Origin of the sequence: Arcobacter cryaerophilus gv. crypticus (assembly GCF_002993025.1) — a bacterium.
Lineage (GTDB): Bacteria > Campylobacterota > Campylobacteria > Campylobacterales > Arcobacteraceae > Aliarcobacter > Aliarcobacter cryaerophilus_B.
In genome coordinates this window covers 36,844-61,941 of sequence record NZ_NXGI01000002.1, presented here as the reverse complement: position 1 = coordinate 61,941, position 25,098 = coordinate 36,844, and the positions used below count along the sequence as shown (strand labels likewise).

Genomic DNA, 25,098 nt, shown 5'->3' with positions numbered 1-25,098 from the left:
TTTACCTTATTGTACAAATATTGTTGGAACAATCATTGGATATTTTTTATATTTTCTTACACAATGTTTTCTAACAACTTTTCTAAGCTCATCTTCTAAGATTCTACTATTTTTAAATATCCCAGGTTTTGCATTTAAAAGGAAAGTATTTAAAATTTCTTCTACCTCATTTGTAAAAAATCTATCTTGCTTATCAGATATAAATCCAAATGTAGCAACTTTAGGTTTTGTTGCAAGAGTTCTATCGTTTTCATTTATTTGAGCAATTATCATAACAATACCTTCTTTTGCCATTGTTTGTCTATCAATAACAACATCATCAGATATTTTATGGTTTAGTTGATTATCAATATAAACTTTTCCACTTTTTACACTTTTTACTTTTTTAAGATATTTAGGATTTACTTCAATTTGCTCACCATCAGCCATAACATAAACATTTCTTTCTAAAACACCACAATCAACTCCAGTTTCTCCATGTTTTAGTGCATGATTGTACTCTCCATGAACTGGTAAGAAGAATTTAGGCTTAACAAGTCTTAACATTAATTTTTGCTCTTCTTGAGCAGCGTGTCCAGATACGTGAATATCTGTATAATCTTGATAAGCAACTTTTGCACCAGCTTTTAAAAGATGGTTAATAATCTCAGACACACTTCCTTCATTTCCTGGAATTGCTTTTGCTGATAAAATTATTTGATCTTCAGGTTTAATTTTTACATGTCTATGCTCATGAATTGCCATTCTATATAAAGCACTCATTGACTCACCTTGACTTCCCGTTGTTACAATCATAATCTCTTTATCTACATATTTATTTATTTCGTGAGCTTCAATAAATTGGTCTTTAGGAAATTTTATATATCCTAAAGTCATAGCAATATCTAAGTTTTTCTCCATAGAACGACCAATTACACAAATTTTTCTTCCATATTTTATAGCTTTTTCAATTGCTTGAGCAACTCTGTGTATATTTGAAGAGAATGTACTCATAATAACTCTTCCTGTTGATGTTGAAAATATTCTTTCAAAAGTTGGTCCAACAGCTTTTTCAGTCTTTGTAAATCCAGGTGAGTGAGAATTAGTTGAATCAGAAGTCATAACTAAAACACCCTCTTCTCCATAGTGAGCAAGTCTGTGAATATCTGTTGGAAAACCATCATATGGAGTATGATCTATTTTAAAATCTCCCGTATGAATCATAGTTCCAGCAGCAGTTTTAATAGCAATACAAGATGAATCTATAATTGAGTGAGTTACGTGCATCCACTCTATTTCAAATTCATTTCCAATTTTGATTGGTGTTCTTTTAGAAATAGCTCTAAATAAAGCTCTATGTTCTCTCATTTTATGCTCATCAAACTTACTTCCAATCATCTCCAAAGGAAGCGGTGAACCATAGATTGGAAATTGCATTTCTTTGAATAAATATGGCATTGCTCCAATATGGTCTTCATGTCCGTGAGTAATAATAACAGCAACAATTTTATCTTTTATTTCTCTAAGATATGTAAAATCTGGAATTAAAATATCAACTCCATGCATATTTTCATCAGGGAAACTCATTCCAACGTCAACAATAATTGCTTCATTTTCAGTCTCAACAACCATCATATTTCCACCAATTTCATTTAATCCACCAAGTGGAGTGATTCTAAGTTTGGCATTTGTATTTAGATTTAATTTATAGTGTGGATTTAATCTATCTTTATGAATTTTTTCATTTACCATATAAGCTTTTTTAAGGTCATTTGTCCAACCATCACCAGTTATAGGTAAATCTTTACTTATAAATCTTGGTTTATTATTTGGTTTTTTCTTCTTAAAAGGAGGTTTTTTTTCTACACTTTGTTCAAGCGTAGCACCATTTTCAACATTTTCTTTAGGGTTTTGAACTCTAGGAGGTCTAGGTGTTCTAGGAATGAACTCTTTTTTTTCAGGACTTACAGTACTTGATAACTCTTCTCTTGTTTCACTTGTTTTTATTTCATTGTTTTTTGAAATTTCTTCTTTATTTATCTCTTCCATTTTTTACCTTTGTATGCATTTGGCTATACAAAGATGAACTAACTTCATGAGGTCTTAAGTTGTCGTTTAAATCTAACTCTTCATAAAGAGCTAAAATTTTAGATTTTTCTAAAATTGAACTAAGATTTTTTGATAATTTTTTTCTTGGTTGCACGAAACAAACTTTTAAAAACTTATTTAAATCTTTATCAAATTTTAGAGATAAATCTTTTTTTATATAAAGAACAGAAGATGTAACTTTAGGCATTGGGTCAAATGCCGTAGAAGGAACATCAAAAAGTATTTTTGACTCTTTAGAGATAAGTTCGGTAATTATCCCTAAAGAAGAATACTCTTTATCATTTACTTTTGCAGTAAACTTTTGTGCTACTTCTTTTTGAACCATTACAATAATGTGTTCACAAAGTTCATCTTCAAAAGCTCTTAATATAACATTTGTTGCGATATAGTATGGTAAGTTTGCTATTAAGTCATATTTACCATCATGTAAAAACTTCAGCTCATCCCAAGCTCTTAAAACATCAATATGTTTTAGTATGAATTTTTTACTCTCTATCTCATTTGCAAATTTCGACTTTAAGATACCGATTAAATCGGTATCAACCTCATAAGCTGTCACATCTTTGTATTTAACTAAGTTTTTAGTTAAATCACCTAAGCCAGGCCCGATTTCTACAATATGATTATTGTTATGGGGCATCGATTGGATGATTTTATCTAATATTGAACTATCTTTTAAAAAGTTTTGACCAAACTCTTTTTTTGCTTTTATTTTTTCCATGAAACAAGAGTATATCTTTTTTTAACTTACATTTAGGTAATATCTTTAACTAATTTTTAAGGAATTACAATTGAATAATCTAACAAAAAGAATAATCCCATGTTTAGATGTAAACAACGGAAGAGTTGTAAAAGGTGTAAACTTTGTAGGATTAAAAGATGCTGGAGATCCAGTTGAAATAGCAAAAAGATACAACGATGAAGGTGCTGATGAGTTAACATTTTTAGATATTAGTGCAAGTGTAGAAAATAGAGGAACTATTGTAGATATTGTTAAAAATGTTGCCAAAGAGGTATTTATTCCATTAACTGTTGGTGGAGGAATAAGAAGTTTAGATGATATTTATGCACTATTAAATGTAGGATGTGACAAAATATCTATAAACTCAAGTGCTGTTAAAACACCAAACTTAATAGATGATGGAGCAAAAAGATTTGGAAGTCAATGTATTGTTGTAGCAATTGATGTAAAAAAAGTAGCAAATGGCTCTTATCATGTTTTTGTAAAAGGTGGAAGAGAAGATACAGGACTTGATGCAATATCTTGGGCAAAAGAAGTTGAAAAAAGAGGTGCAGGAGAGATTTTATTAACTTCTATGGATACAGATGGAGTTAAGCAAGGTTTTGATTTAGATATTACAAAAGAGATTTCAAAAATTGTAAATATTCCAGTAATTGCAAGTGGTGGAGCTGGAAAAATGGAGCATTTTAAAGATGCTTTTGAAGCTGGAGCTGATGCTGCACTTGCTGCTTCAATTTTCCACTTTAAAGAGGTAGATATTATGGATTTAAAAAGATATTTACAAAAAAACAATATAAATGTTAGGATATAAAATGAAAAAGATATTAGCAACTGTTATATTTTTACCAATTTTAGCTTTTTCTTATGAAATAAATTTTAATAAATCATTTTCAAAAGTTGTAAATCCAGATTTATTAACAACAAATATAAATATAAGTGTTGAAAAAAAAGATGAAAAAAGTGTAAATATTGAAATAGAAAAATTTAATACTTTTTTAAAGAATACAAAAAATATTACAATAAAAAATACAAATTATAATTTGACTCCAAAATATGATTATGAGAATAATAAATCAATATTTAAAGGATTCATAGCAAATACAAGATTCCAAGCAGAGTCAAAAGAAGCAAAAGAAATAAACGATTTTTTAGATGATTTACTAGCTTTAAAAGATAGTTTTAAATCAGATGATATCAAAGTGAATATCTCAAATTTATCTTGGGACATTAGTGAAAATTTACAAAATAAAAACATTGATGAGTTAAGAATTGATGTTTTATTATGGATAGGAAATTATACAAAAGAACTTTCAAATAAGATTGGAAAAAAATGCGAAGTTAAAAATGTAAATATAAACGAAGATTTTAACTACCCTACTTTTAAAAATAGAGTTATGAGTTCTTCTTTAGATATGGTTAATAAATCTGAATCAATAAATATTTCACCAATAAATACAGAAGAAATCATAAAAATAAATACAAATTTTGTACTGGATTGTAAGTGATTGTAAGTGCTGGAAATCAAGAAACATTTGCTTTTGCTAAATCAATAGGTGTTGGATTAGTTTCTAGCGCAATAAATTTAACAAAAATTTGCCTATTTGATAGACCAGAATTTATTTTGTTTATTGGAAGTGCTGGAAGCTATGGGAATCATAATATTTTTGATATTGTTGAATCAAAAAATTCATCAAATATAGAGTTAAGTTTTTTAGAAAATTTTTCATATACTCCAATAGATAATGCAGTTAGAATTGATACAAATTTAACAAAAAGCGAAGTAGTTGTAAATAGCTCAAACTATATAAGTAAAAATCAAACTTTATCAAAAGAGTTTTTACAATACAATGTCGAATTAGAAAATATGGAATTTTTTTCAGTTTTAAGTGTTGCAAAAGAGTTTGAAATACCAGCTTTTGGTATTTTTGTAGTTACAAATTATACAAATGAAGATGCACATAGTGATTTTTTAAAAAATCATAAAACCGCCATGGAAAAACTAACACAATATTTAATAGATAAAAATATAATTAAAATAAAAGCAGAAGAATAATGACAAAAGAGATATTATCATCTATATATGATTACACATTAGATGAATTAAAAGAGAAATTAAAACCATCATTTAGAGCAAAGCAAGTTTATAATTGGCTTTATAAAAAGTACGCAAACTCTTATGATGATATGAAAAATCTTCCAAAAGAGTTAATTGAAGATTTAAAAACAAACTATCCAATTGATATTTTGCAAGTTATAAAAAAAGAGCAAAGTCGTGATGGAAGTATTAAATATCTTTTTAAATTAAGAGATAATCACACTATTGAAGCTGTTTTACTTTTAATGAAAGATAAAAAGATTGATGAAGATGGACAAATTGTAAGAAGTGAAAAGTATACAGTTTGTATTTCAAGTCAAGTTGGATGTAAAGTTGGATGTTCATTTTGTCTAACAGCAAAAGGTGGATTCGTAAGAAATCTTACAGTTGGAGAGTACATAGCTCAAATAGTACATATAAAAAGAGACAATGAAATAGCTGAAAACAAAGCTTTAAATATTGTTTATATGGGAATGGGTGAACCTCTTGATAATTTTGACAACTTTGTAAAAGCAGTAGAAATATTTTCAGAACTTGATGGTTTAGCAATAAGTAGAAGAAGACAAACAGTTTCAACTTCAGGAATTGCAAGTAAAATCAAAAAACTTGGTGAAAAAGATTTACAAATTCAACTAGCTATTTCACTTCATGCTGTTGATGATGAGTTAAGAAGTGAGCTTATTCCTATGAACAAAGCTTATAATATTGCAAGTATTATTGAAGCTGTTAAAGAGTTTCCAGTTGATACTAGAAAAAAAGTTATGTTTGAGTATTTGGTTATAAAAGATAAAAACGATAGTTTAGATGCCGCTAAAAAACTTGTAAAATTACTAGATGGAATTCAAGCAAAAGTGAATCTAATATATTTTAATCCATATCCTGGAACAACTTATCAAAGACCTCAAGAAGCTGATATGATGAGATTTAAAGATTTTTTAAACTCTAAAAGTGTTATTTGCACAATTAGAGAATCAAAAGGATTGGATATAAGTGCAGCTTGTGGACAGTTAAAAGAGAAGGAGTTAAATGGAGATTCTTGAAATAGCTTTAATTATTTTTATAATAGTTGTAGTACTTTCTAGTGCTATTGGATTTTATATTCACAATAAAGATGATAAACAAAATGATAAATTTGAGGAGAATTAATATGACAGTTACAAGATTTGCACCAAGCCCAACAGGATATTTGCATATTGGTGGATTAAGAACAGCACTTTATAGTTATTTATGGGCAAGAAAAAATGGTGGAGTTTTCAAACTTAGAATTGAAGATACAGATTTAGCAAGAAATAGTGATGATGCTTTAAAAGCTATAATCGAAGCTTTTGATTGGGTAGGTTTATCTTATGATGATGAAGTTGAATATCAATCAAAAAGAACAGATATATATAAAGAGTACATCAACAAACTTCTTGAAAATGGAAATGCTTATAAATGTTATATGAGCAAAGATGAACTAGATAGTTTAAGAGCTACTCAAGAAGCAGCAAAACAAACTCCAAGATATGATGAAACATGGAGACCAGAAGATGGAAAAGTTTTACCTGCAATTCCGGAAGGAATTGAGCCTGTTATTAGAATCAAAGCTCCAAAAACAGGAGAGATAAGATTTAGCGATGGCGTAAAAGGTGATATGAAATTTGATGCTTCTTTTGTTGATGATTTTGTAATTGCAAGAAGCAATGGAATGCCAACATATAATTTTGTTGTTACGATTGATGATATGTTAATGCAAATTACAGATGTAATAAGAGGTGATGATCACTTATCAAATACTCCAAAACAAATAGTTATATATAATGCTTTAGGAGTAAAACATCCAAATTTTTATCATGTACCAATGATAAATAATCCTGAAGGTAAAAAACTATCTAAAAGAGATGGTGCTATGGATGTTATGGAATATAAAAGACTTGGATATTTACCAGAAGCTTTACTTAACTTTTTAGTAAGACTTGGTTGGTCAAATAAAGATCAAGAGATATTTAGTATGAAAGAGATGCTAGAACTATTTGATCCAAAAAATATAAATAAATCAGCATCTGCATATAATGCTGAAAAACTTTTATGGTTAAATAGTGAATATATAAAAGCTAGAACAAACGATAAGTTAGTAGAAGAGTTGAAATTTTTTGATTTAGATTTAACTAATTATTCTAAAAAAGATGAGATTTTAAATCTTTCTAAACAAAGAGCAAATACTCTAGTTGAGTTAAAAAAATCTATTCTTGACATAAAAGATGCTCCAAAAGAGTTTGAAGAAGCTGGAGTTAAAAAATTTGTAAAAGAAGATACAAATTCTATTTTAAAAGAGTATTTAGAACTTTTAGAAAAAAATCAAAGTAGTTTTTCATCACCTAGTGAACTTGAAAATATTACAAAACCATTTATAGAAGCAAAAGGCTTAAAATTCCCACAATTGTTCCAGCCTATAAGGATTGCATTAACAGGTGGAACACAAGCACCATCTGTTTACGATATTCTTTTTATCTTAGATTTTGCTGAAAGTAATGCAAGAATTTCAAAAGCTTTGGAAAAAAATTTCCAAAACTCTTGATTTTAAAAAAATATTAAGGCATAATATCTAACTTTTTCAAAGGATTAAAAATATGAACATTTACGTTGGGAATTTATCGTACAAAATGAGCGATAATGATTTAGAAGCAGCTTTTGCTAAATTTGGTGCAGTTAAAAGTGCAAAGATAATTATGGACAAAGAAACAGGAAGATCTAAAGGTTTTGCTTTTGTTGAAATGGAAGAAGCTAGCGCAGGAAATGCTGCTATTGAAGCTTTAAATGGTAAAGAAACTGATGGTAGAACTTTAAGAGTAAACGAAGCTAAACCAAAAGAAGATAGACCAAGAGACAGCAGACCTAGAAGAAACTTCTAAGACTACAAGGGGTTTAAAAGCCCCTTTTTTTATGCAAATATGAAAATCTTACTTCTTGAAGATGATTTAATTTTAAATGAAATTCTCGAAGAACACTTAATAAAACAAAAACATCAAATTACTACAACCTTTTCTTCAAATGAAGCTACAAAAGAGCTATATTCAAAAACTTTTGATTTACTACTTTTAGATGTAAATGTACCAGATTTGAATGGCTTTGAACTATTAGAGGAGCTAAGAAATAATAATATTTTAACTCCTACAATATTTATAACATCACTAAATATGATCGAAGATATGCAAAAAGGATTTGACAGTGGATGCGATGACTATATTAAAAAACCTTTTGAATTAAAAGAACTTGATATTAGAATAAATAATATAAAAAGGCTTTTTAATATAGATACAAAAATTATAAAAATAGATGAAAATAGTTATTTAGATTTACAAAATTTGGAGATAAATTTAGATAAAAAGAGCTTTATAATCTCAAAAAAAGAGTCGGAAATTCTTGCTTATTTAGTAAACAATTCAAAAAAAACTATTAGTATTGAAGAAATTATAAATAATATTTGGTCATATGAAGATAGTGTAGAAAGCTCTACTATTAGAACTTATATAAAAAATCTGCGAAAAATATTGGGAGAAGATAGAATATTAAATATAAGAGGAGTTGGATATAGATTTAACTTCTAGTGAAAAGAAAAGCTTTTTTAGCTTTTTAGCTCTTTATTTAGGATCTTCTTTTATATTAATGTTAATTGCCCTATTTTTCTATTATCAAAATGAGAAGACACTTTATTTGGATTTAGTAAAATCAAATATGCAAAATATAGTATCTAAAGTTTCAAATGAGATAATAATATCACATATGCTAGATAGTGAATTTAATAAAAATCTATATTTGAATAATCAAAACTATAAAATCTCTTTTTATGATAAAGATAAAAATCTATTATTTGGAAATTTAGATGAAAAGTTAAATTTTGAACAAAATTTTTATAATGATGAAGAGAAATTAATTATTGTTGATAGTTCAACTGTTGGTCACTTAGGAATTTGGTATATAGCTTTGAAAGACAATAGTTTAAAAGAGAAAATATCAAATTTAAAATTAAATATTTTTCTTATTTTTTTAATATTTTATACAATAATTGCTATTCTTAGCTGGTCATTAGCCAAACTATTTTTAAAACCAATAAAAGATGAGAGAAAAAGATTAAATAACTTTATAAAAGACACTACTCATGAATTAAACACACCAATAAGTGCAATAATTATGTCTTGCGAAGATGATAATTTAACTAAAAAACAAATACATAGAATAAAATTTAGTGCAAAAAGAGTTAGTGAGATTTATAAAGATTTGACATATATATTTTTAGGAAATATTGAAAAAAAGAGCTCACGTAAATTAGATTTATCAAAAGTTATGAAAGAAGAAATTATAAGTTTTGAACCAATGATTGCTAGAAAAAGATTAAAAATAAACCTTAATATAGAAGAGTTCTTTTACGATATAAATGAAGATGATTTTATAAGGCTTTTTAATAATATATTCTCAAATGCTATAAAATATAATAAAACTGATGGAAATATAGATATTACCTTACAAAATAAAGAATTAATAATAAAAGATAGTGGTATTGGAATATCAAAAGATAAAATAAAAGATATTTTCAACAGATATTATAGAGCAACAAATCAAAGTGGTGGTTTTGGTTTAGGACTTAATATTGTAAATATGATTTGTAAAACTTACAATATTAAAATAGATGTTCAATCTTTGGAAAATATAGGTTCAACTTTTACTTTAAAACTCTAAAAATATAAATCTACACACAAACTACACAAAGCTTTTGGTAAATTTTCATAAATCATAATATAAAGGATTAATGAAAATGAAAAGAGTATTAAAAGCTTTTGTAGTTATGTTTCTAACAGCTACTATTTTAAATGCGAACTCATTAAAAGAGAGTTTAAATGTTGATGGATACAATCTTGAACTTACAAGCAAAAGAGATTTAAGTGCAGGAAGTAATGAGTTTTTTGTGAAAATCACAAAAGATGGAAAAGAGATAAATGATGCTAAATTAAAAGCTAAATTTTTTATGCCAGAAATGCCAGGAATGCCATATATGGAGCATGAAGGTGAAGGAAAATTTGAAAATGGCATTTATAGTTTTGTAATTAATTTCTGTATGGATGGAACTTGGCAATATAATATCAGATTTAAAACAGCTGATGATAAAGTTCACTCTGTAAAAAGTAGTGTGAGCTTCTAAAATGAAAAAAGTAGTTTTTACTTCACTAATTTTTGCTAGTTATTTATTTGGAACTTCAATTGAAAATATAGTACAAAAGAGTTTACAAAATAATTTTGATATTAAAAGCCTTGAAAACTCTATTGAAATTGCTAATTTCCAAATAAAACAGGCTAAAAATTGGGAAAATCCAATGATAAGCTTAAAAGCAAATGATATTATGCTGAATAAAAACTACGTAAATAATCAAAAAGAGTATGGAATTGAGTTATCTCAAGCCATACCTATTGGTAAAAAACTTGAACTTGAAGAGAGTATTGCAAAAAAAGATAAATTATTACAAGAACAAACTCTACAAGATTTAAAGCTAGAATTTGAATCAAAAATTTATCTATATTCATACACTATTTTAATTTTAGAAAATAGATTAAAACTGCTAAATGAATATAAAAAAAATTTAAATAGATTAGAAGAACTTTATACAAAATTATATTCATATGATAAAGTATCTTTAAATGAGATATTAAATACACAAATTTCAAAATATGAATTACAAATAAAAATAAATGAACTTCAAACAACAAAAGATAATTTATACCTAAGTTTAGAGCAAATAAGTTATGAAAAGATTGATAAAATTGATGATAACTTAGTACTAAAAGATATAAACAGACAACAAATTGAAGAACAATTAATATTTCATCCAAAGATACAAACACTTCAAACAACAAGCCAAAAATATAAAGACAGTGCACAACTTGAAGATGCAAAAAAGTTTTCAAGTATAACTTTAGCTTTAGAATATATGCAAAATAAAGAGCAAGATTATGCAAATATTACAATGTCTATGCCTCTACCAATTTATAATACAGAAAATATTAATAAATTAAAAGCGAATTTAAATACAAATGAAACTAATAATAAACTAGATAGTCAAATTCATAATCTAAGATTACAAACAAAAATATATTTAAATAATTTAGAGCAATATAAAACAAATTATAAAATCCTTCAAGAAAAAATTGTACCTATAAAACAAAAAATACAAAAAGTTTTAGAAGAGTTTGTAGGATTTGATAAAGAGAGTTTAAAAGAGAATCTAAATAGTTTAAATGAATTAATTGATTATGAGATGAAAGCAAGTGAACAGCTTGAAAAATATTTTGAGAACTACAGTGAACTTATATATTACTCAAATAAAGGTGTAAAATGAAAAAAATAATCTTAACTATAATGCTTATAGCTATAAATCTTAGTTCAAATCCAATAGATGCTAAACAACTCTTTAATATTGAAAAAGTAAAAGTAAAAAAAGAGAGTTTTAAAGAATCAAAAGAGTTTTATGGAATTACAAAACTAAATGAGAGTAAAACGATAGATATTGTAAGCAGGTTTGATGGATATATTACACATTTAAATGCAAATAAAAATTATATGAATATTAAAAAAGGTGAAACTTTATATACAATTTATTCAAGCGATATTGCATCAATAAAAGCTGAGATTGAAATAGCAAAAGATTTAAATAAAAATTTATATGATAAAGCAAATAGTAAATTAGAAAATTTTGATATAAGAAATGCAAAGTTTGTAAACAATGAAGTAGTTATAAGTTCACCAATTTCAGGAATAATCACACAAAAAAATATAAATAATAAATCTTATGTAGAAAAAGGAAAAACTCTTTTTCAAATTTCATCACTTGAAGATATTTGGTTTGTAGCTTCTATATATCAAGAAGATCTGAGTTTTATAAAAGCAAATATGAATTCAATAATTAAACTTGATGGAGTGGAAAATCCAATTTTAGCAAAAGTTGATTTTATATATCCAGTTTTTAATGAAGAGAAAAAAACAGTAGATATAAGATTCATTATTGAAAATTCAGAAAATAAGATTTTGCCTTCAATGTTTGGGAAAGCAAAAATAGAAAAAGAGAGTAAAGAGATTTTAGTTTTACCAAAAAGTGCAGTTATTAAAAAATCAAACTCTTATTATGTATTTATTCCAAAAGAAAATGGTGAGTTTATACCTAAAAAAATAGAAGCAAAAAGAGTAAGTGGTGATAAATATGAAATTTTAAGTGGTTTAGATATTGATGATGAGGTTATAAACAACTCTTTATTCTTATACGATGCAGATGCTATGACAAATAGACTTTATGATGAAACTTCAGATGAGGAGTGGTAAAAATGGTTGAAAAAATAATAGACTTAAGTGTAAAAAACCGTTTTATTGTAATTTTTATCACCCTGCTTCTATCTTTTGCTTCAATATATGCTATAAAAAATACAAGTTTAGATGCTATTCCTGATTTATCTGCAAATCAAGTAATAATTGAAGTTGAATGGAGTAATCAAAGTGCAAAGACAATAGAGGAACAAATATCATATCCACTAATTTCAAATCTTATGAGTCTTCCAAAAATTGAAACAATAAGAGCTATGAGCAGTTTTTCAACTTCTATGATATATGTAATTTTCAAAGATGGAGTTGATTTATATGATGCACGAAGTAGAATATTAGAACAACTTTCAACTTTACAAGGAACATTTCCTACTCTTGCAAAAGTAAAATTAGGTCCTGATGCTTCAGGTGTTGGTTGGGCTTATGAGTATGCACTAAAATCAAAAAATAGAAGTCTTGATGAGCTTAGAACTTTGCAAGACTATTTTTATAAATTTGCACTTTTAGGAGTTGATGGAGTTAGTGAAGTGGCATCAGTTGGTGGATTTGTACGAAACTATGAAATTACACTAAATCAAGATAGATTAGTGCAATATGATTTAGGTATAGAAGAGATTAAAGAAGCAATTACTAAAAATAATAATGATAGTGGAGCAAGAGTAATACTTGAAAATGGTTATGAACAAATTATTAGTGCAAGAGCATATTTAAAATCTAAAAAAGATATTGAAAATATAACTATAAAGACTCAAAATAATACACCTTTGAAAATAAAAGATATAGCTGAGGTTAATCTTACTTCAAATGATAGAAGAGGCGTTGCTGAACTAAATGGTGAAGGTGAGGTTGTTGGAGGAATTGTAGTAACTAGATATGGTGTTGATGTTCATAGTGTAATTAAAAATGTAAAAGCTAAATTACATTCTCTAAATCTTGATGATATTGAAATAGTGGAGGTTTATGATAGAACATCTTTGATTGATGCTGCAATTGATACTTTAAAAAGAACTTTGATTGAAGAGTCAATTATTGTTATGTTAATAGTTGCAATATTCTTGTTTCATTTTAGAAGTGCTTTAATTATAATCATTACTCTTCCTTTAACTGTAATGATTAGTTTTTTACTTATGAAGATATTTAATATTGGCTCAAATATTATGAGTTTAGGTGGAATTGCAATTGCAATTGGAGCTATGGTTGATGCAACAATAGTAATGGTTGAAAATGCTCATAAACATCTTCAAGGAAAAGATAATATTACTAAAGAGCAAAGAATTGAGATAATATTATCTTCAGCAAAACAAGTAGGTCGTCCTATTTTCTTTGCCCTACTTTTGGTTGTTATCTCTTTTTTACCTATATTTGCACTTAGTGGTCAAGAAGGAAAACTATTTTCACCACTTGCTTTTACAAAAACATTTGCCATGTTAAGTGGTGCAATACTTTCAATTACCTTAGTGCCAATTTTGATGATATATTTTATAAAAGGTAAAATTATCAAAGAAGATAAAAATATCTTAAATAGTTTTTTTATAAAAATTTATTCACCAATATTAAGATTGAGTTTAAAATTAAAATACTTGGTGGTTACTATCTTTTTTATAATTATAATTTTTGCATTATATACATATTCAAAACAAAAATGGGAGTTTATGCCTACATTAAATGAAGCAACATTTATGTATATGCCTGTAACTCCCTATGGAATTGGAGCTGATTTAGCAAAAGAGTTGACACAAAAAACAAATATGGTTATAAAATCTTTTCCAGAAGTTCAAAATGCTTTTGCAAAAGCTGGAAGAGCTGCTACAGCAACAGATCCAGCACCACTTGCAATGATTGAAACAATTATAACTTTTAAACCACAATCGCAGTGGAGAGAAGGGATGACTTATAAAAAATTAATTGATGAGATGGATAAAAAACTTCAAATTCCAGGTCTTATAAATACATGGACATATCCAATTAAAGGTAGAATTGATATGTTACTTACAGGAATTAGAACACCTTTGGGAATAAAACTTTATGGTAAAGATTTAGAAGTTTTACAAGAAGAGAGCTCAAAAATAGAGAATATTTTGAAAAAATATGAAGGCTCTATGAGTGTTAGTGCAGATAAAATAAATCAAGGATATTATTTAAATATAAAAATAGATGATGAGAAAATAAGTAGATACAACATAAATAAAAACACTATTTTAGAAACTTTAAGCATTGGAGTTGGAGCTGAACAATTAACTCTGTTTTTAGATAATTTAGAGAGATATCCAATAAGCTTAAGATATGAATCACAATATAGAGAAGATATAAAAGCTTTAGAAAATCTTCAAATAAAAACTAATTTAGGATTTAAACCACTTAAAACATTTGCCACTTTGTCTTATGAAGAGAGTCCTTCAATAATTCAATCGGAAAAAGCACTTAAAGTTGCTTATGTCTATATTAGTCCAAAAAGTGATTTTTCTATACAACAATATAAAAATGATGCAAATAAACTTTTAAAAGATTTAAAACTTCCAGATGGTTACTATTTTGAGTGGTCAGGACAAAGTGAGTTTTTACAACAAGCAATGTCAAAATTAAGCTTTATTATTCCAATAGTTTTAATGTTTATATTCATTTTGATTTATTTAGCACTAAAAAATTTAAAATATACATTGATAATATTTTGTACACTTCCTTTTGCTCTTAGTGGTGGAGTATTTTATATAGAATATTTAGGATTTAATATCTCTATTGCTGTTATTGTTGGATTTATGGCTCTTTTAGGAGTTGCTGCTGAGACTTCTATTGTTATGATGCTATATTTGGATGAAGCATATAAAAATATTAAAGAAAAAACAAATGTTGCACTAAAAGATGCAATATATCATGGAGCTGTTTTAAGACTTCGACCAAAGCTAATGACTCTTTTTGCAATATTAGGAGGACTTATTCCTATTATGTATATTGATTCAATTGGAAGTGAAGTTATGCAAAGAGTTGCTGCTCCTATGATTGGTGGGATGTTAAGTTCAACTATTTTAACTTTAATTATAATTCCTGCTATTTTTTATTTAGTAATATTAAAAAAAGATAAAATAATTGATTAATATTTGATTAATTATAAAAATATAGAATTGAACCGTTAATACAAAATAAAAGGAGATAGAATGAAAATCTTATCAAAAATTGCTAGTGGGATGATATTATCAACAGGTTTACTAATGGCTGCTTCATATAGCGTAGATAATGCACACTCAAATGTAGGGTTTACTGTAAAACACATGATGGTTACAAATGTTCATGGAAAATTCACATCTTATGATGCAAAAGTTGAATTTGATGATGCTACGAAAACATTTAAAAAATTAGTTACAAATATTGATACAAAATCAATTGATACAGGAATTGAAAAAAGAGATAATCACTTAAGAAGCGATGATTTTTTTGCTGTTGAAAAGTTTCCTAAAATGACATTTGAGATGACATCTTATAAAGCAGATGGAGATGATGGAAAAATGACAGGAAATTTAACTATCAGAGGAATTACAAAGCCAGTAGTTTTAGAAGTTGAAGATATAGCTATTCTGGGAGATAAAGTTGGTTTTTCTATTGAAGGAAAAATTAATCGTCAAGATTTTGATCTAAAATGGAACAAGGCAATAGAGCTAGGTGGTGTAGCAGTTTCAGATGAAGTAAAAATAAAAGTTGATATTGAAGCTAAAAAACAATAAATGACCACAAAGTAGGATTAGAGGATTAATCTCCTCTTTTCCATAAGTAATTCTTGCACTATTTTCTCCCAAATTAGAACCTTAAATTTACCAAAATATCAATTTTTATATGTAAAACTTTCCAAATATGGCTTTTGTTTCTACCTTTAAGTACCTTTGAAATAAAATACAAAAATATTATAATATTTTAAATAATTTCAGGGGTACATATGAAGATAGTTTTTTTTGGGGTTGGTGCTGTTTGTAGTGTTATGGCAACTTTATTGGATGAACTTTCTAATAAAAGTAAACAAAAAGATATAAATTTTATATTTGTGGTAAGAAATATAAAAAAAGCTCAAGGTCATTTTTTCAAAAATAGTAATGTTTTGAATAAATCGGATTTTTTAGAGATAAAACATTTTGAAGAGATTTTTGAAGATAGTAAAAAATATGCAAAATATTTAAAAAATAGTGATATTTTTATAAATAGTTCTACTCCATCTTTTAATCTAGATATTATGAATTTAGCTTTGAAATACAACACAAATTATACTGATTTGGCAAGTGATATTTATAAAGATGAGATAATCTCAACACTTAAATTTGATCAACAAATTTTAGAAAAAGAGTTTAAAGATAAAAATTTATTTGCTTTAATAAATCTTGGAATTTCTCCTGGAATTACAAATTTTTTAATTGGTGAAAAAATACACTCTTTAAAAAATCTTCCTTATGAAGTTAAGATTAAAAAATTAGAGATTAATCTTTTAGAAGAGATTCAATCAAAAAAACTAATCTTTTCGTGGTCACCAAAAGTAGCTATTGATGAGCTTGCATTTCCTCCAGTTTTTTATAAAAAGAATAGACCAAAAACTATTGAACCATTTTCAAAATCAAAAGTATATAAATTTCCATATTTTAGAAATTTTGTAGATATTTATCCAGTTTTTCAAGAGGAATTAATATCTCTAAAACAAAGTTTTCCTCAAATTGAAAATCTTAAATTATTTGTTGGTGGAAGTGAAATTGAACTAATGAAAAACTTATACCAGCTAAATTTATTTTCAAATAAATATTGCTATGAAAACAGTGATTCAAAAATATCGATTAATACAATTATAAAAAATATAGTTCCAAAAATGAAAACTCCTGAAATTGTTGAAGATTATATAAAGAAAAAAACAATTAAATATGCTGAATTTTCAGCAGTTGCTGATATATATTTAGAAATTTTATATCCTCAAAATGATGAAAAAATAAGAACTATAGAATCAGTTGGTCTATCTTTTAACAAGTATAGAGAACTTTTAAAAACACCTTACTCAGGTTCAACTTATGTATCTTATCCAACAGGAGTTGCAGCTGGAATTTTAATTTACTACTCATTATTAAATAAAAAGAGTTTAGGTGGGGTAATTTTAAGTGAAAATCTTCCAGAACTTTTTGAACATACTACAAATGATATTATAAAAAGAGAGCTAGGAAACTATAAAATAAATCTAATAAACCAGATTAAATAGTTCTAAAATATAAATAAGATAAAATTATGGTTTATATAAATTTTATAAATAATTTTAAAAAGAAGAGTTTTATGCAAAAAGATATTTTTAGACCATTTTTAAATGAGAATAGTGATAAACTGAATTTTCTTAGATATAACACAATAGGTAAAAACAAAGATAAATATTTTGATTTCACAGCCTCAGGTCTTGCTTTTAGACAAATTGAAAATAGAATCCACGAAGTTTTAGAAACTTATGCAAACACTCACTCAAAAGAGAGTAGTAATGCAAAAATTACTACTAAATATTATGAAGATGCTAGACAAACTTTACAAAAAAGTTTAGAAATTGATGATAGCTTTACTATTTTACCTTGTGGTTCAGGAGCAACTGGTGCTATAAAAAAACTACAAGAGATTTTAGGAGTTTATATTCCACCAAAAACAAAAGAGAGGCTAAAAGAAAAAGGTCTAAAAATAGATAAAAAGTCTATGCCTTTGGTAATTGTTGGACCCTATGAACATCACTCAAATGAGGTTAGTTTTAGAGAGAGTTTGGCACAAGTTAAAAGAGTGAAACTTAGAAAAGATGGTCTAATAGACCTTGAACACTTAGAAAATATATTAGAAAAAAATAAAAATCGTGAAATTATAGGCTCTTTTACAATAGCTTCAAATGTAAGTGGAATAATAACTTGCTACAAAAAAATATCAAATCTTTTAAGAAAATATAAGGCAACTGTCTGTTTTGATGCAGCTGCAAGTAGTTCATACATAAATATCTCATCATCATATTATGATGCACTATTTTTATCTCCTCATAAACTTTTAGGAGGTGTTGGATCTTGTGGAATTTTGGTAGTTAAAAAATATTTAGTAGATACATCTTTACCACCAAGTTTTGCAGGTGGAGGAACCGTAAAATATGTAAATAAAAATAATCAAATATATGAAGAACAAATAGAAGTAAGAGAAGATGCTGGAACTCCAGCAATTACACAATTTATAAGAGCTGCTTTGGCATATAAATTAAGAAATGAAATAGGATTTGAATTTATAGAAAATAGAAAAAAAGAGTTATATTTATACCTATTAGAAGAGTTAAAAAGTGTACAAAATCTACTTATTTATGGAAATAAAAAGAGCCATAATATTGGTATTGTATCTTTTAATATAAAAGATTTTAATCCTTACACATTATGCGAAAAACTTTCAAATAGTGGTTTCCAAACTAGAGCTGGTTGTTCTTGTGCTGGACCTTATGGGCATGATTTACTGGGACTTAAAAAAGTATCTATGAAAAATCGACCAGGTTGGCTTAGAGTTGGAGTTCACTATATTCAAACAAAAGATGAAATCAAAGCTTTGGTTGATGAGATTAAAAAGAGTTTGGTTTAGTTCAATAAGATTTTTAAGATAAGCAATTTTGCTTATCTTTTTTTAATCTAAATATTTGAAAACAAATCATTTCTTTTGTTTATACTCATTTTGAATATCTTCAACTAACTTTTCAGCTGTATCAAAAAATACTTGTCTCCATGCTCCAATAGTATATGCTCCACCTGCTGGTATATTATTATTGATTTTTGATGTTGCTATAATATTTCCATTTTCTTTTAATATAGCCTCTACATTTAAAATCGTTGCTCCCCAACCTGGCATCAACCATCTTTTAAAAGCATTTCCCTCTTCATAATTTAAAATTGATACTTCTAAATCAATATTTGAATTATCTGATAGAGCTAAAAGATTATTGTCTTTAAACTCTTTCATAAGAGCTTCTTTCATTGTTTCTTCAATATTATGTTCGTATATTTTTGAAGTATTATTTGTAATTTTATCAATATTTATACTTGGTTTTTCTTTAAAGGAATAGCCATCTTTCAATACTAAAGAGCTTTTTGTGGAACATCCAGTAAACAAAATTAAAAGAAAAAATACACTTAAATAAACTATTTTTTTCATTCTTGTCCTTGTTTTATTATATATTTAGGAAACTAATTTTATTAGTTTCCTTTTTTTCGAAATTTTAAAGAAAATTAAAATTAGAATTTGTAGTTAATTCCCGCAAATGTAGATATTGAATCTTTCATTTCAATCTTTACTGATACAGGATTACCATTGTTAGCTCTCATTGTTCCAGTTTTATCTAAATCATGTTTTGTATAATTTAAACCAAATTCAAACTCTATATTTTTTGTAATATCGTAAATATAACCAGCTTGTGCTCCATATGCAAATCCTGACATACTATAATCACTTATTTCATCTTTACCTTTGAAGCTAGAAACACCAGCATGAGCTCCTACATATAATTTGTTTTTATCATTTAATGGAATTAAATAATCATATCCAGCCATAACATTATGAACATTTGCATCACTATGAAATGATGGTGCATAAGAAAGTGATAATCTATGAGAACTATCTAAAATAGCTCCACCTTTTAATATTAAAGATGCCGAACTTTTTCTTTCTGATTCATCTCCAAGATAAACATATCCTGGTGTATTAACAGTTACTTCTGTTTTACCAAAACTAACTCCAGCACCTGCTCCAACATATGGTTGCACATCAACTGCCATTGCAGATGTTCCTAAAGCTAATAAACTAGCCATTGCTAATGATTTTTTAATCATATTATATTTCCTTAAATTGTAATTTATACATAAAAAATGTATTAATCTTGATTGTACCTGTTTATAATTATTTTCTTATTTTTTTACATAGATTTTAATATAAAAAATAATTGTTGTGTATAAATGCAACACTATATATATGGTTGCATTAAATTTACTAAACTTCATAAGATTAACACTATATAAGGTGTTAAAATTGAATGAATATTTAGATTATCAATCAAAAGAATTTTTAGATTTAATTTCTATGAATGTTGTTAAAATAAGAAAATCAAAAGGGTTTAGCCAATTAAGATTAGCAGTTGAGATGGGATATTCTAGTGCTTCATATATTGGAAGAATGGAGATTAGAAAAAACGGTGAATATTTCAATTTAATTCAGCTTTTCAAAATAGCAAAAATTTTAGATGTATCTATAAAAGATATTTTTGAAGGAACAGATGAGATAATAAAAACAAAAGATACAAACTATTAATTATCTATTTAAAAACTATTAACTCTAAATATTTATAATTCCTTTATGAGTTTTATGATTTTCTTTTTAGTTTATTTTGTAGCATTTTTTCTTCAGACCTATACTATAAAAAAAAGATTTATAAATAAACTAAATTTTAGTCTTAAAACTAGGAAGTATCTTGGCTTTGCATTATATTTAACATTTTTTGGTGCTTTATTGTACCCAATGGCTAGATACTTTCCACTAGTGCCTAACTGGCTCTATTTTCTCCTTTCCCTACCAATTGGGGTGATTTTTTTAACATTTATTATCACTATTTTTCACGATATCATTTCAATTGGATTTAAAAAAGCTTTCAAAAAATCAAAAATATCATCACAAAGAAGAAATTTTTTCAAAAAAACTTTTGATATTGGTGCAACTTCACTAATTCTTGCAACAAATCTAAAAGCGATTGACAATGCAAGACATATTGAACTTGAAGTTGTAGATGTAGAGATTAAAAATTTAAAAAAACCATATAAAATAGTTCAACTAAGTGATATTCATATTGGTGGATTAATAGATAAAAAATTTATAGAAGATTTAGTAAAAAAAGTAAATGTTTTAGATGGTGACCTTGTAGTAATAACTGGTGACCTTGTGGATACTAAATTAGAATTTGCAAAACCCGCTTTAGATGAGCTAAAAAATATAAAATCAAAATATGGAACATATTTTATAGTTGGAAATCATGAGTATTTTCACGGAGTTACTCCTATAATTGATTATGTAAACACTCTTGGAATTAAAGTTTTAGAAAATGAATCTGTATATATTGGTGATGAAAATCTTGGATTTAATTTAGCAGGAGTTTATGATATATTTGGAAATAAAATTGATTTTTTTAAACCAGATATTAATAAAGCTTTAGAAAATTGTAAAAACTCTCCAACTGTTCTTTTAGCACATCAACCAAAATTTATTAACTCTCTTTCAAATACATCAAATATTGATTTAATTTTATGTGGTCACACTCATGGAGGTCAGATTTTTCCATTTAATTTCTTAGTAAAACTTGATCAACCTTATGTAAAAGGTTTAAATGTTCACAATGAAACAACTCAAGTGTATGTAAATAAAGGAACAGGATTTTGGGGACCACCAATGAGACTTGGTGCTAGTAGTGAGATAACAATTTTAAATCTAAAAGAGGCAAAAGCCTAAGCTTTTACATCATTCCGCAACCACCCATCATTCCAGTTTTGAAAAATCTTGCAGTTACTGTATCCATACTTTTTATATGATTTATAAGCCAATTTATTACATCATATTCAATATAATTTTTAAGTTCCAATATATCTCTGTTTTTTTCAAAATTATCCCAAACAGCTCTTATATCTTCAATATTTGCATCATGCTCACCTTTATGAAATGGATAAGCGAAAAAGCCTCTTTTTACCATCTCCTCTTCTTCAGTTGCAAAATGGCTTACAGTATGTTCAATCCACTCTTTATATTTTATTTTTAGATTTTCAAAATTTTCTAAAGAGCTATCTTGATTATAAAGTTCTATATTTTTATAAAGATCATTTATTAAATCAACATCCTCATAGTGTGTGTCATTCATAAAATCCATATCAACAATTGGTAATCTATTTTTATCTATTAACATTTTAAATCCTAAAAAATTTTTGTGATATTATCTATTTACCTATTATTTTATGTTGATTATAGTCAATTATATACCAGCTCCATTTTCAAAAGTTCTTAACTTTCTTGTTCTAATTCCTAAAATATCACCTTTTTTTATATTTTTATCACTAAATTCATAGTGTGGCATCTCAACTAAAACAACTCTTTTTTCATCATTTAAATATGTAAGTTCAACTTTTACAAATGAACCAGCCAGTTGAATATATTTTACTTTTGCATGAATTACAGCTTCGCTATCATTTATATCAACAATCTCTAACTCATGAGGACGAATAAGATACTTATTATCTTGAGAATCTTCTAAATTAGCACCATCTTCAATCTCTCTTGCATGAAATAAATTTACATTTCCTAAAAAGTTTATTACAAACTCATTTTTTGGATTATGAAATACCTCTTCAGGAGATCCTATTTGCTCAATTTTTCCTTTGTTTATTACAACAATTCTATTTGCAACTTCAAGCGCTTCTTCTTGATCATGAGTTACTAAAATAGTTGTAATTCCAAGTTCTTCTTGAAGCTCTTTTAACCATCTTCTTAAATCCGTTCGCACCTTTGCATCAAGTGCACCAAAAGGTTCATCAAGTAATAAAACTTTTGGCTCAACTGCTAAAGCTCTTGCCAAAGCAACTCTTTGTCTCTGACCACCTGAAAGTTGCCAAGGAAATCTTGAAGCAAAACCATCAAGCTGAATAAGTTTTAAAAGCTTTGTAACTTTTTCTTCAATCTCTTTATTGCTAAGTCTATCTTTTTTAGGTTTTACTCTAAGACCAAATGCAATATTTTCAAATACAGTCATATGACGAAAAAGTGCATAGTGTTGAAAAACAAATCCTATATCTCTATCTTTAATATCTTTTTTTGCCACATCAATATTGTTAAATAAAATCTCACCTTTATCTATATTATCAACTGTTTCAAGTCCTGCAATCATTCTTAAAAGTGTAGTTTTTCCACTTCCTGATGGTCCTAAAAGAGCTAATAACTCACCTTCCACAATATCTAAATTAATATTTTCTAATGCTGTAAAATTTCCAAAATATTTTGTTAAATTTTTTACTTCTATTTTCATTTTTTATTTCCTACTCTTGATTATTTAATTTTTTAATTCTTCTAGTTTTTTATTCTTTTTTGCGCTTTCCACTCTAAAATATATTTTAAAACAAGAGTTAAAAGTGCCAATATCGCCAAAAGTGTCGAAACTGCAAAAGCTGCTACAAAGTTGTATTCGTTGTATAAAATCTCAACTTGAAGAGGCATAGTGTTTGTAACACCTTGAATATGTCCAGATACAACTGAAACAGCTCCAAACTCTCCCATGGCTCTTGCATTACATAAAATTACACCATAAAGCAATCCCCATTTTATATTCGGTAAAGTAACTTTCCAAAATGTTTGAAAACCACTAGCTCCCAATAAAAGTGCAGCTTGTTCTTCATCATTTCCCATTTCTTGCATTAAAGGAATCAACTCACGTGCAACAAATGGAAAAGTTACAAATATAGTTGCTAATACGATTCCTGGAACTGCAAAGATTATTTGAATATCGTTTTCTATTAAAAAGTGCCCAAACCATCCTTGTGCTCCAAAAAGTAAAATATATACAAATCCTGAAATAACAGGTGAAACTGCAAAAGGCAAATCAATCAAAGTAATTAAAAAACTTTTACCAAAAAATGAGTATTTCGCTATTGCCCAAGATGCACATATTCCAAAAACAACATTTAGTGGAACTGCTATTGCTGCTGTGATAAATGTAAGTTTTATCGCACTTAATACATACGCATCATTAAAACTTAAAAAATATGCTTCATAACCTTTTCTAAATGCTTCTGCAAATATAGTTATTAAAGGAACTACAAGCATAATAAGTAAAAATGCTACTGCTACAAAAATCAAAGAGTACTTTACAAATCTTGATTCTGTTTGTGAACTTTGTGAATTACTTATAGTTTTCATATTGCCTCCATTCCTTTTCTTCTTGAACTCCATCTTTGTAAAATGTTAATTAAAAGTAACATCACAAAAGAGATTAAAAGCATCACAACTGCAATTGCTGTTGCGCCTGCAAAATCATACTGCTCAAGCTTTGTAATAATCAAAAGTGTACTAATCTCTGTTTTAAATGGCATATTTCCAGCTATAAAAACAACAGAACCATACTCGCCCAAAGCTCTTGCAAATGAAAGTGCAAATCCTGTTAGAACTGCTGGAAAAATTGTAGGAAGTATCACTTTATAAAAAGTTTGCCATCTACTAGCTCCCAAACTTGCACTTGCCTCTTCTTGCTCTATTTGAATCTCTTCAAGAGCTGGTTGAACTGTTCGCACAACAAAAGGAAGACCAATAAATATTAAAGCAATTGTAATTCCAATTGGTGTAAATACTATTTTAATTCCAAGTGGTTCTAAATACTGTCCAAACCAACCAGAACTTGAATATAGAGTTGTAAGAGCAATTCCTGAAACTGCTGTTGGAAGTGCAAAAGGTAAATCTACAATTGCATCAAAAACTCTTTTTCCCCAAAATGAATATCGAACTAAACACCAAGCAACGATTACTCCAAAAAATGTATTTACAACTGCTGCTATTAAAGAAGTAATAAAAGTCAATTTATAACTAGCAACTACTCTAGCATCTGTTGTGGCACTTATAAAAGCATCAAATCCCATACTAAAAGCCTCTGTAAAAAGTGCAATTAGTGGAATAATTACAATAATACTTAAGTAAAATACCGTATATCCCATAGTAAGTCCAAAACCAGGAATTGGTGAATTTGGTCTTTTTAATATTCCAAAATTTAATCTCATTTAAACCCTTTTCATACAACATACACTAGAT

Annotated in this window: 25 protein-coding genes; 17 read left to right on the top strand and 8 right to left on the bottom strand. The window is 27.1% G+C overall.

What is annotated here, in order from left to right; all coding sequences use genetic code 11:
* Positions 1-6 precede the first annotated feature (6 nt).
* Both CJ670_RS00690 and rsmA read right to left on the bottom strand, forming a co-directional pair.
* Positions 7-2,028, bottom strand: coding sequence for a ribonuclease J (locus tag CJ670_RS00690; RefSeq protein WP_105938487.1), 2,022 nt, complete (start codon positions 2,026-2,028; stop codon positions 7-9).
* Positions 2,012-2,809 (bottom strand): 16S rRNA (adenine(1518)-N(6)/adenine(1519)-N(6))-dimethyltransferase RsmA, encoded by a 798-nt coding sequence (gene rsmA, locus CJ670_RS00685; RefSeq protein WP_105938486.1) that lies wholly within the window; start codon positions 2,807-2,809, stop codon positions 2,012-2,014. Before rsmA ends, CJ670_RS00690 begins: the two co-directional genes overlap by 17 nt.
* 70 nt (positions 2,810-2,879) lie before the next feature.
* Here rsmA and hisF point away from each other — a divergent pair, with 70 nt between their 5' ends.
* The 15 genes from hisF (at position 2,880) to CJ670_RS00610 (ending at position 18,864) form a co-directional block, all read left to right on the top strand.
* Entirely contained in the window at positions 2,880-3,641 is a 762-nt protein-coding gene (hisF, locus tag CJ670_RS00680; RefSeq protein ID WP_105938485.1) for an imidazole glycerol phosphate synthase subunit HisF, read from the top strand.
* 1 nt (position 3,642) lies between these two features.
* Positions 3,643-4,335 (top strand): SIMPL domain-containing protein, encoded by a 693-nt coding sequence (locus tag CJ670_RS00675; RefSeq protein ID WP_105938484.1) that lies wholly within the window; start codon positions 3,643-3,645, stop codon positions 4,333-4,335.
* Positions 4,332-4,883: a phosphorylase family protein gene (locus CJ670_RS00670; protein ID WP_105938483.1), complete on the top strand. Its 552-nt coding sequence runs from the start codon at positions 4,332-4,334 to the stop codon at positions 4,881-4,883. The genes CJ670_RS00675 and CJ670_RS00670 overlap by 4 nt, the downstream gene beginning before the upstream one ends.
* The gene (rlmN, locus tag CJ670_RS00665) at positions 4,883-5,965 is read left to right on the top strand and encodes a dual-specificity RNA methyltransferase RlmN (RefSeq protein ID WP_105938482.1); all 1,083 of its coding nucleotides are present in this window, start codon (positions 4,883-4,885) and stop codon (positions 5,963-5,965) included. Before CJ670_RS00670 ends, rlmN begins: the two co-directional genes overlap by 1 nt.
* Before the next feature lie 107 nt (positions 5,966-6,072).
* Positions 6,073-7,482, top strand: coding sequence for a glutamate--tRNA ligase (gltX, locus tag CJ670_RS00660; protein WP_105938481.1), 1,410 nt, complete (start codon positions 6,073-6,075; stop codon positions 7,480-7,482).
* Between the two features lie 52 nt (positions 7,483-7,534).
* Positions 7,535-7,816: an RNA-binding regulator gene (locus tag CJ670_RS00655; RefSeq protein ID WP_105911626.1), complete on the top strand. Its 282-nt coding sequence runs from the start codon at positions 7,535-7,537 to the stop codon at positions 7,814-7,816.
* Positions 7,817-7,855: 39 nt separating this feature from the next.
* Positions 7,856-8,512, top strand: coding sequence for a response regulator transcription factor (locus CJ670_RS00650; RefSeq protein ID WP_105938480.1), 657 nt, complete (start codon positions 7,856-7,858; stop codon positions 8,510-8,512).
* Positions 8,513-8,639: 127 nt separating this feature from the next.
* Positions 8,640-9,641, top strand: coding sequence for a sensor histidine kinase (locus CJ670_RS00645; protein ID WP_207763595.1), 1,002 nt, complete (start codon positions 8,640-8,642; stop codon positions 9,639-9,641).
* A 76-nt stretch (positions 9,642-9,717) separates the two neighbouring features.
* Positions 9,718-10,101: a FixH family protein gene (locus CJ670_RS00640; RefSeq protein ID WP_105938479.1), complete on the top strand. Its 384-nt coding sequence runs from the start codon at positions 9,718-9,720 to the stop codon at positions 10,099-10,101.
* Position 10,102: 1 nt separating this feature from the next.
* A complete protein-coding gene (locus CJ670_RS00635; protein WP_105938478.1) occupies positions 10,103-11,293 on the top strand; it encodes a TolC family protein in 1,191 nt (396 codons plus the stop codon).
* A complete protein-coding gene (locus tag CJ670_RS00630) occupies positions 11,290-12,270 on the top strand; it encodes an efflux RND transporter periplasmic adaptor subunit (protein ID WP_105938477.1) in 981 nt (326 codons plus the stop codon). The genes CJ670_RS00635 and CJ670_RS00630 overlap by 4 nt, the downstream gene beginning before the upstream one ends.
* A 2-nt stretch (positions 12,271-12,272) precedes the next feature.
* The gene (locus CJ670_RS00625; protein WP_105938476.1) at positions 12,273-15,359 is read left to right on the top strand and encodes an efflux RND transporter permease subunit; all 3,087 of its coding nucleotides are present in this window, start codon (positions 12,273-12,275) and stop codon (positions 15,357-15,359) included.
* Between the two features lie 60 nt (positions 15,360-15,419).
* Complete coding sequence (locus CJ670_RS00620) at positions 15,420-15,983, top strand: YceI family protein (protein ID WP_105938475.1); 564 nt, start codon at positions 15,420-15,422, stop codon at positions 15,981-15,983.
* A 209-nt stretch (positions 15,984-16,192) separates the two neighbouring features.
* Positions 16,193-17,485 (top strand): saccharopine dehydrogenase C-terminal domain-containing protein, encoded by a 1,293-nt coding sequence (locus CJ670_RS00615; protein WP_105938474.1) that lies wholly within the window; start codon positions 16,193-16,195, stop codon positions 17,483-17,485.
* A 71-nt stretch (positions 17,486-17,556) separates the two neighbouring features.
* Entirely contained in the window at positions 17,557-18,864 is a 1,308-nt protein-coding gene (locus tag CJ670_RS00610; protein ID WP_105938748.1) for an aminotransferase class V-fold PLP-dependent enzyme, read from the top strand.
* A 66-nt stretch (positions 18,865-18,930) separates the two neighbouring features.
* Here CJ670_RS00610 and CJ670_RS00605 read toward each other — a convergent pair whose 3' ends face one another.
* Complete coding sequence (locus tag CJ670_RS00605; RefSeq protein WP_105938473.1) at positions 18,931-19,431, bottom strand: DUF4410 domain-containing protein; 501 nt, start codon at positions 19,429-19,431, stop codon at positions 18,931-18,933.
* A gap of 80 nt (positions 19,432-19,511) precedes the next feature.
* Positions 19,512-20,105, bottom strand: coding sequence for an outer membrane beta-barrel protein (locus CJ670_RS00600; protein WP_105938472.1), 594 nt, complete (start codon positions 20,103-20,105; stop codon positions 19,512-19,514).
* Positions 20,106-20,301: 196 nt separating this feature from the next.
* On the opposite strand from CJ670_RS00600, the gene CJ670_RS00595 reads away from it, so the two are divergent.
* Together CJ670_RS00595 and CJ670_RS00590 are read left to right on the top strand one after the other, a co-directional pair.
* On the top strand, positions 20,302-20,580 hold the full coding sequence (locus CJ670_RS00595) for a helix-turn-helix domain-containing protein (protein ID WP_105938471.1): 279 nt from the start codon (positions 20,302-20,304) through the stop codon (positions 20,578-20,580).
* 270 nt (positions 20,581-20,850) lie between these two features.
* Entirely contained in the window at positions 20,851-21,768 is a 918-nt protein-coding gene (locus CJ670_RS00590; protein WP_342587559.1) for a metallophosphoesterase, read from the top strand.
* A 4-nt stretch (positions 21,769-21,772) separates the two neighbouring features.
* On the opposite strand, the gene CJ670_RS00585 is transcribed toward CJ670_RS00590, so the two are convergent.
* The 4 genes from CJ670_RS00585 to cysT form a co-directional block, all read right to left on the bottom strand.
* Positions 21,773-22,216 (bottom strand): hemerythrin family protein, encoded by a 444-nt coding sequence (locus CJ670_RS00585; RefSeq protein ID WP_105938469.1) that lies wholly within the window; start codon positions 22,214-22,216, stop codon positions 21,773-21,775.
* Positions 22,217-22,282: 66 nt separating this feature from the next.
* The gene (locus CJ670_RS00580; protein WP_105938468.1) at positions 22,283-23,329 is read right to left on the bottom strand and encodes a sulfate/molybdate ABC transporter ATP-binding protein; all 1,047 of its coding nucleotides are present in this window, start codon (positions 23,327-23,329) and stop codon (positions 22,283-22,285) included.
* A gap of 41 nt (positions 23,330-23,370) precedes the next feature.
* Positions 23,371-24,216 carry a sulfate ABC transporter permease subunit CysW gene (cysW, locus tag CJ670_RS00575; protein WP_105938467.1) on the bottom strand — a complete coding sequence of 282 codons (846 nt, stop codon included), beginning with the start codon at positions 24,214-24,216 and terminating at the stop codon, positions 23,371-23,373.
* Positions 24,213-25,067, bottom strand: coding sequence for a sulfate ABC transporter permease subunit CysT (cysT, locus tag CJ670_RS00570; protein WP_105938466.1), 855 nt, complete (start codon positions 25,065-25,067; stop codon positions 24,213-24,215). Before cysT ends, cysW begins: the two co-directional genes overlap by 4 nt.
* Positions 25,068-25,098 lie beyond the last annotated feature (31 nt).

Excerpts from the sequence above, each read along its gene's own strand:
- cysT (WP_105938466.1), bottom strand. The coding sequence starts at position 25,067 with ATGAGATTAAATTTTGGAATATTAAAAAGACCAAATTCACCAATTCCT.
- CJ670_RS00650 (WP_105938480.1), top strand. The coding sequence starts at position 7,856 with ATGAAAATCTTACTTCTTGAAGATGATTTAATTTTAAATGAAATTCTC.
- CJ670_RS00585 (WP_105938469.1), bottom strand. The coding sequence starts at position 22,216 with ATGTTAATAGATAAAAATAGATTACCAATTGTTGATATGGATTTTATG.
- CJ670_RS00655 (WP_105911626.1), top strand. The coding sequence starts at position 7,535 with ATGAACATTTACGTTGGGAATTTATCGTACAAAATGAGCGATAATGAT.
- CJ670_RS00635 (WP_105938478.1), top strand. The coding sequence starts at position 10,103 with ATGAAAAAAGTAGTTTTTACTTCACTAATTTTTGCTAGTTATTTATTT.
- CJ670_RS00675 (WP_105938484.1), top strand. The coding sequence starts at position 3,643 with ATGAAAAAGATATTAGCAACTGTTATATTTTTACCAATTTTAGCTTTT.
- cysW (WP_105938467.1), bottom strand. The coding sequence starts at position 24,216 with ATGAAAACTATAAGTAATTCACAAAGTTCACAAACAGAATCAAGATTT.
- CJ670_RS00605 (WP_105938473.1), bottom strand. The coding sequence starts at position 19,431 with ATGAAAAAAATAGTTTATTTAAGTGTATTTTTTCTTTTAATTTTGTTT.
- CJ670_RS00630 (WP_105938477.1), top strand. The coding sequence starts at position 11,290 with ATGAAAAAAATAATCTTAACTATAATGCTTATAGCTATAAATCTTAGT.
- CJ670_RS00690 (WP_105938487.1), bottom strand. The coding sequence starts at position 2,028 with ATGGAAGAGATAAATAAAGAAGAAATTTCAAAAAACAATGAAATAAAA.
- CJ670_RS00645 (WP_207763595.1), top strand. The coding sequence starts at position 8,640 with ATGCAAAATATAGTATCTAAAGTTTCAAATGAGATAATAATATCACAT.
- CJ670_RS00625 (WP_105938476.1), top strand. The coding sequence starts at position 12,273 with ATGGTTGAAAAAATAATAGACTTAAGTGTAAAAAACCGTTTTATTGTA.
- rlmN (WP_105938482.1), top strand. The coding sequence starts at position 4,883 with ATGACAAAAGAGATATTATCATCTATATATGATTACACATTAGATGAA.
- CJ670_RS00615 (WP_105938474.1), top strand. The coding sequence starts at position 16,193 with ATGAAGATAGTTTTTTTTGGGGTTGGTGCTGTTTGTAGTGTTATGGCA.
- CJ670_RS00620 (WP_105938475.1), top strand. The coding sequence starts at position 15,420 with ATGAAAATCTTATCAAAAATTGCTAGTGGGATGATATTATCAACAGGT.
- CJ670_RS00580 (WP_105938468.1), bottom strand. The coding sequence starts at position 23,329 with ATGAAAATAGAAGTAAAAAATTTAACAAAATATTTTGGAAATTTTACA.
- CJ670_RS00610 (WP_105938748.1), top strand. The coding sequence starts at position 17,557 with ATGCAAAAAGATATTTTTAGACCATTTTTAAATGAGAATAGTGATAAA.
- rsmA (WP_105938486.1), bottom strand. The coding sequence starts at position 2,809 with ATGGAAAAAATAAAAGCAAAAAAAGAGTTTGGTCAAAACTTTTTAAAA.
- CJ670_RS00600 (WP_105938472.1), bottom strand. The coding sequence starts at position 20,105 with ATGATTAAAAAATCATTAGCAATGGCTAGTTTATTAGCTTTAGGAACA.
- gltX (WP_105938481.1), top strand. The coding sequence starts at position 6,073 with ATGACAGTTACAAGATTTGCACCAAGCCCAACAGGATATTTGCATATT.
- CJ670_RS00640 (WP_105938479.1), top strand. The coding sequence starts at position 9,718 with ATGAAAAGAGTATTAAAAGCTTTTGTAGTTATGTTTCTAACAGCTACT.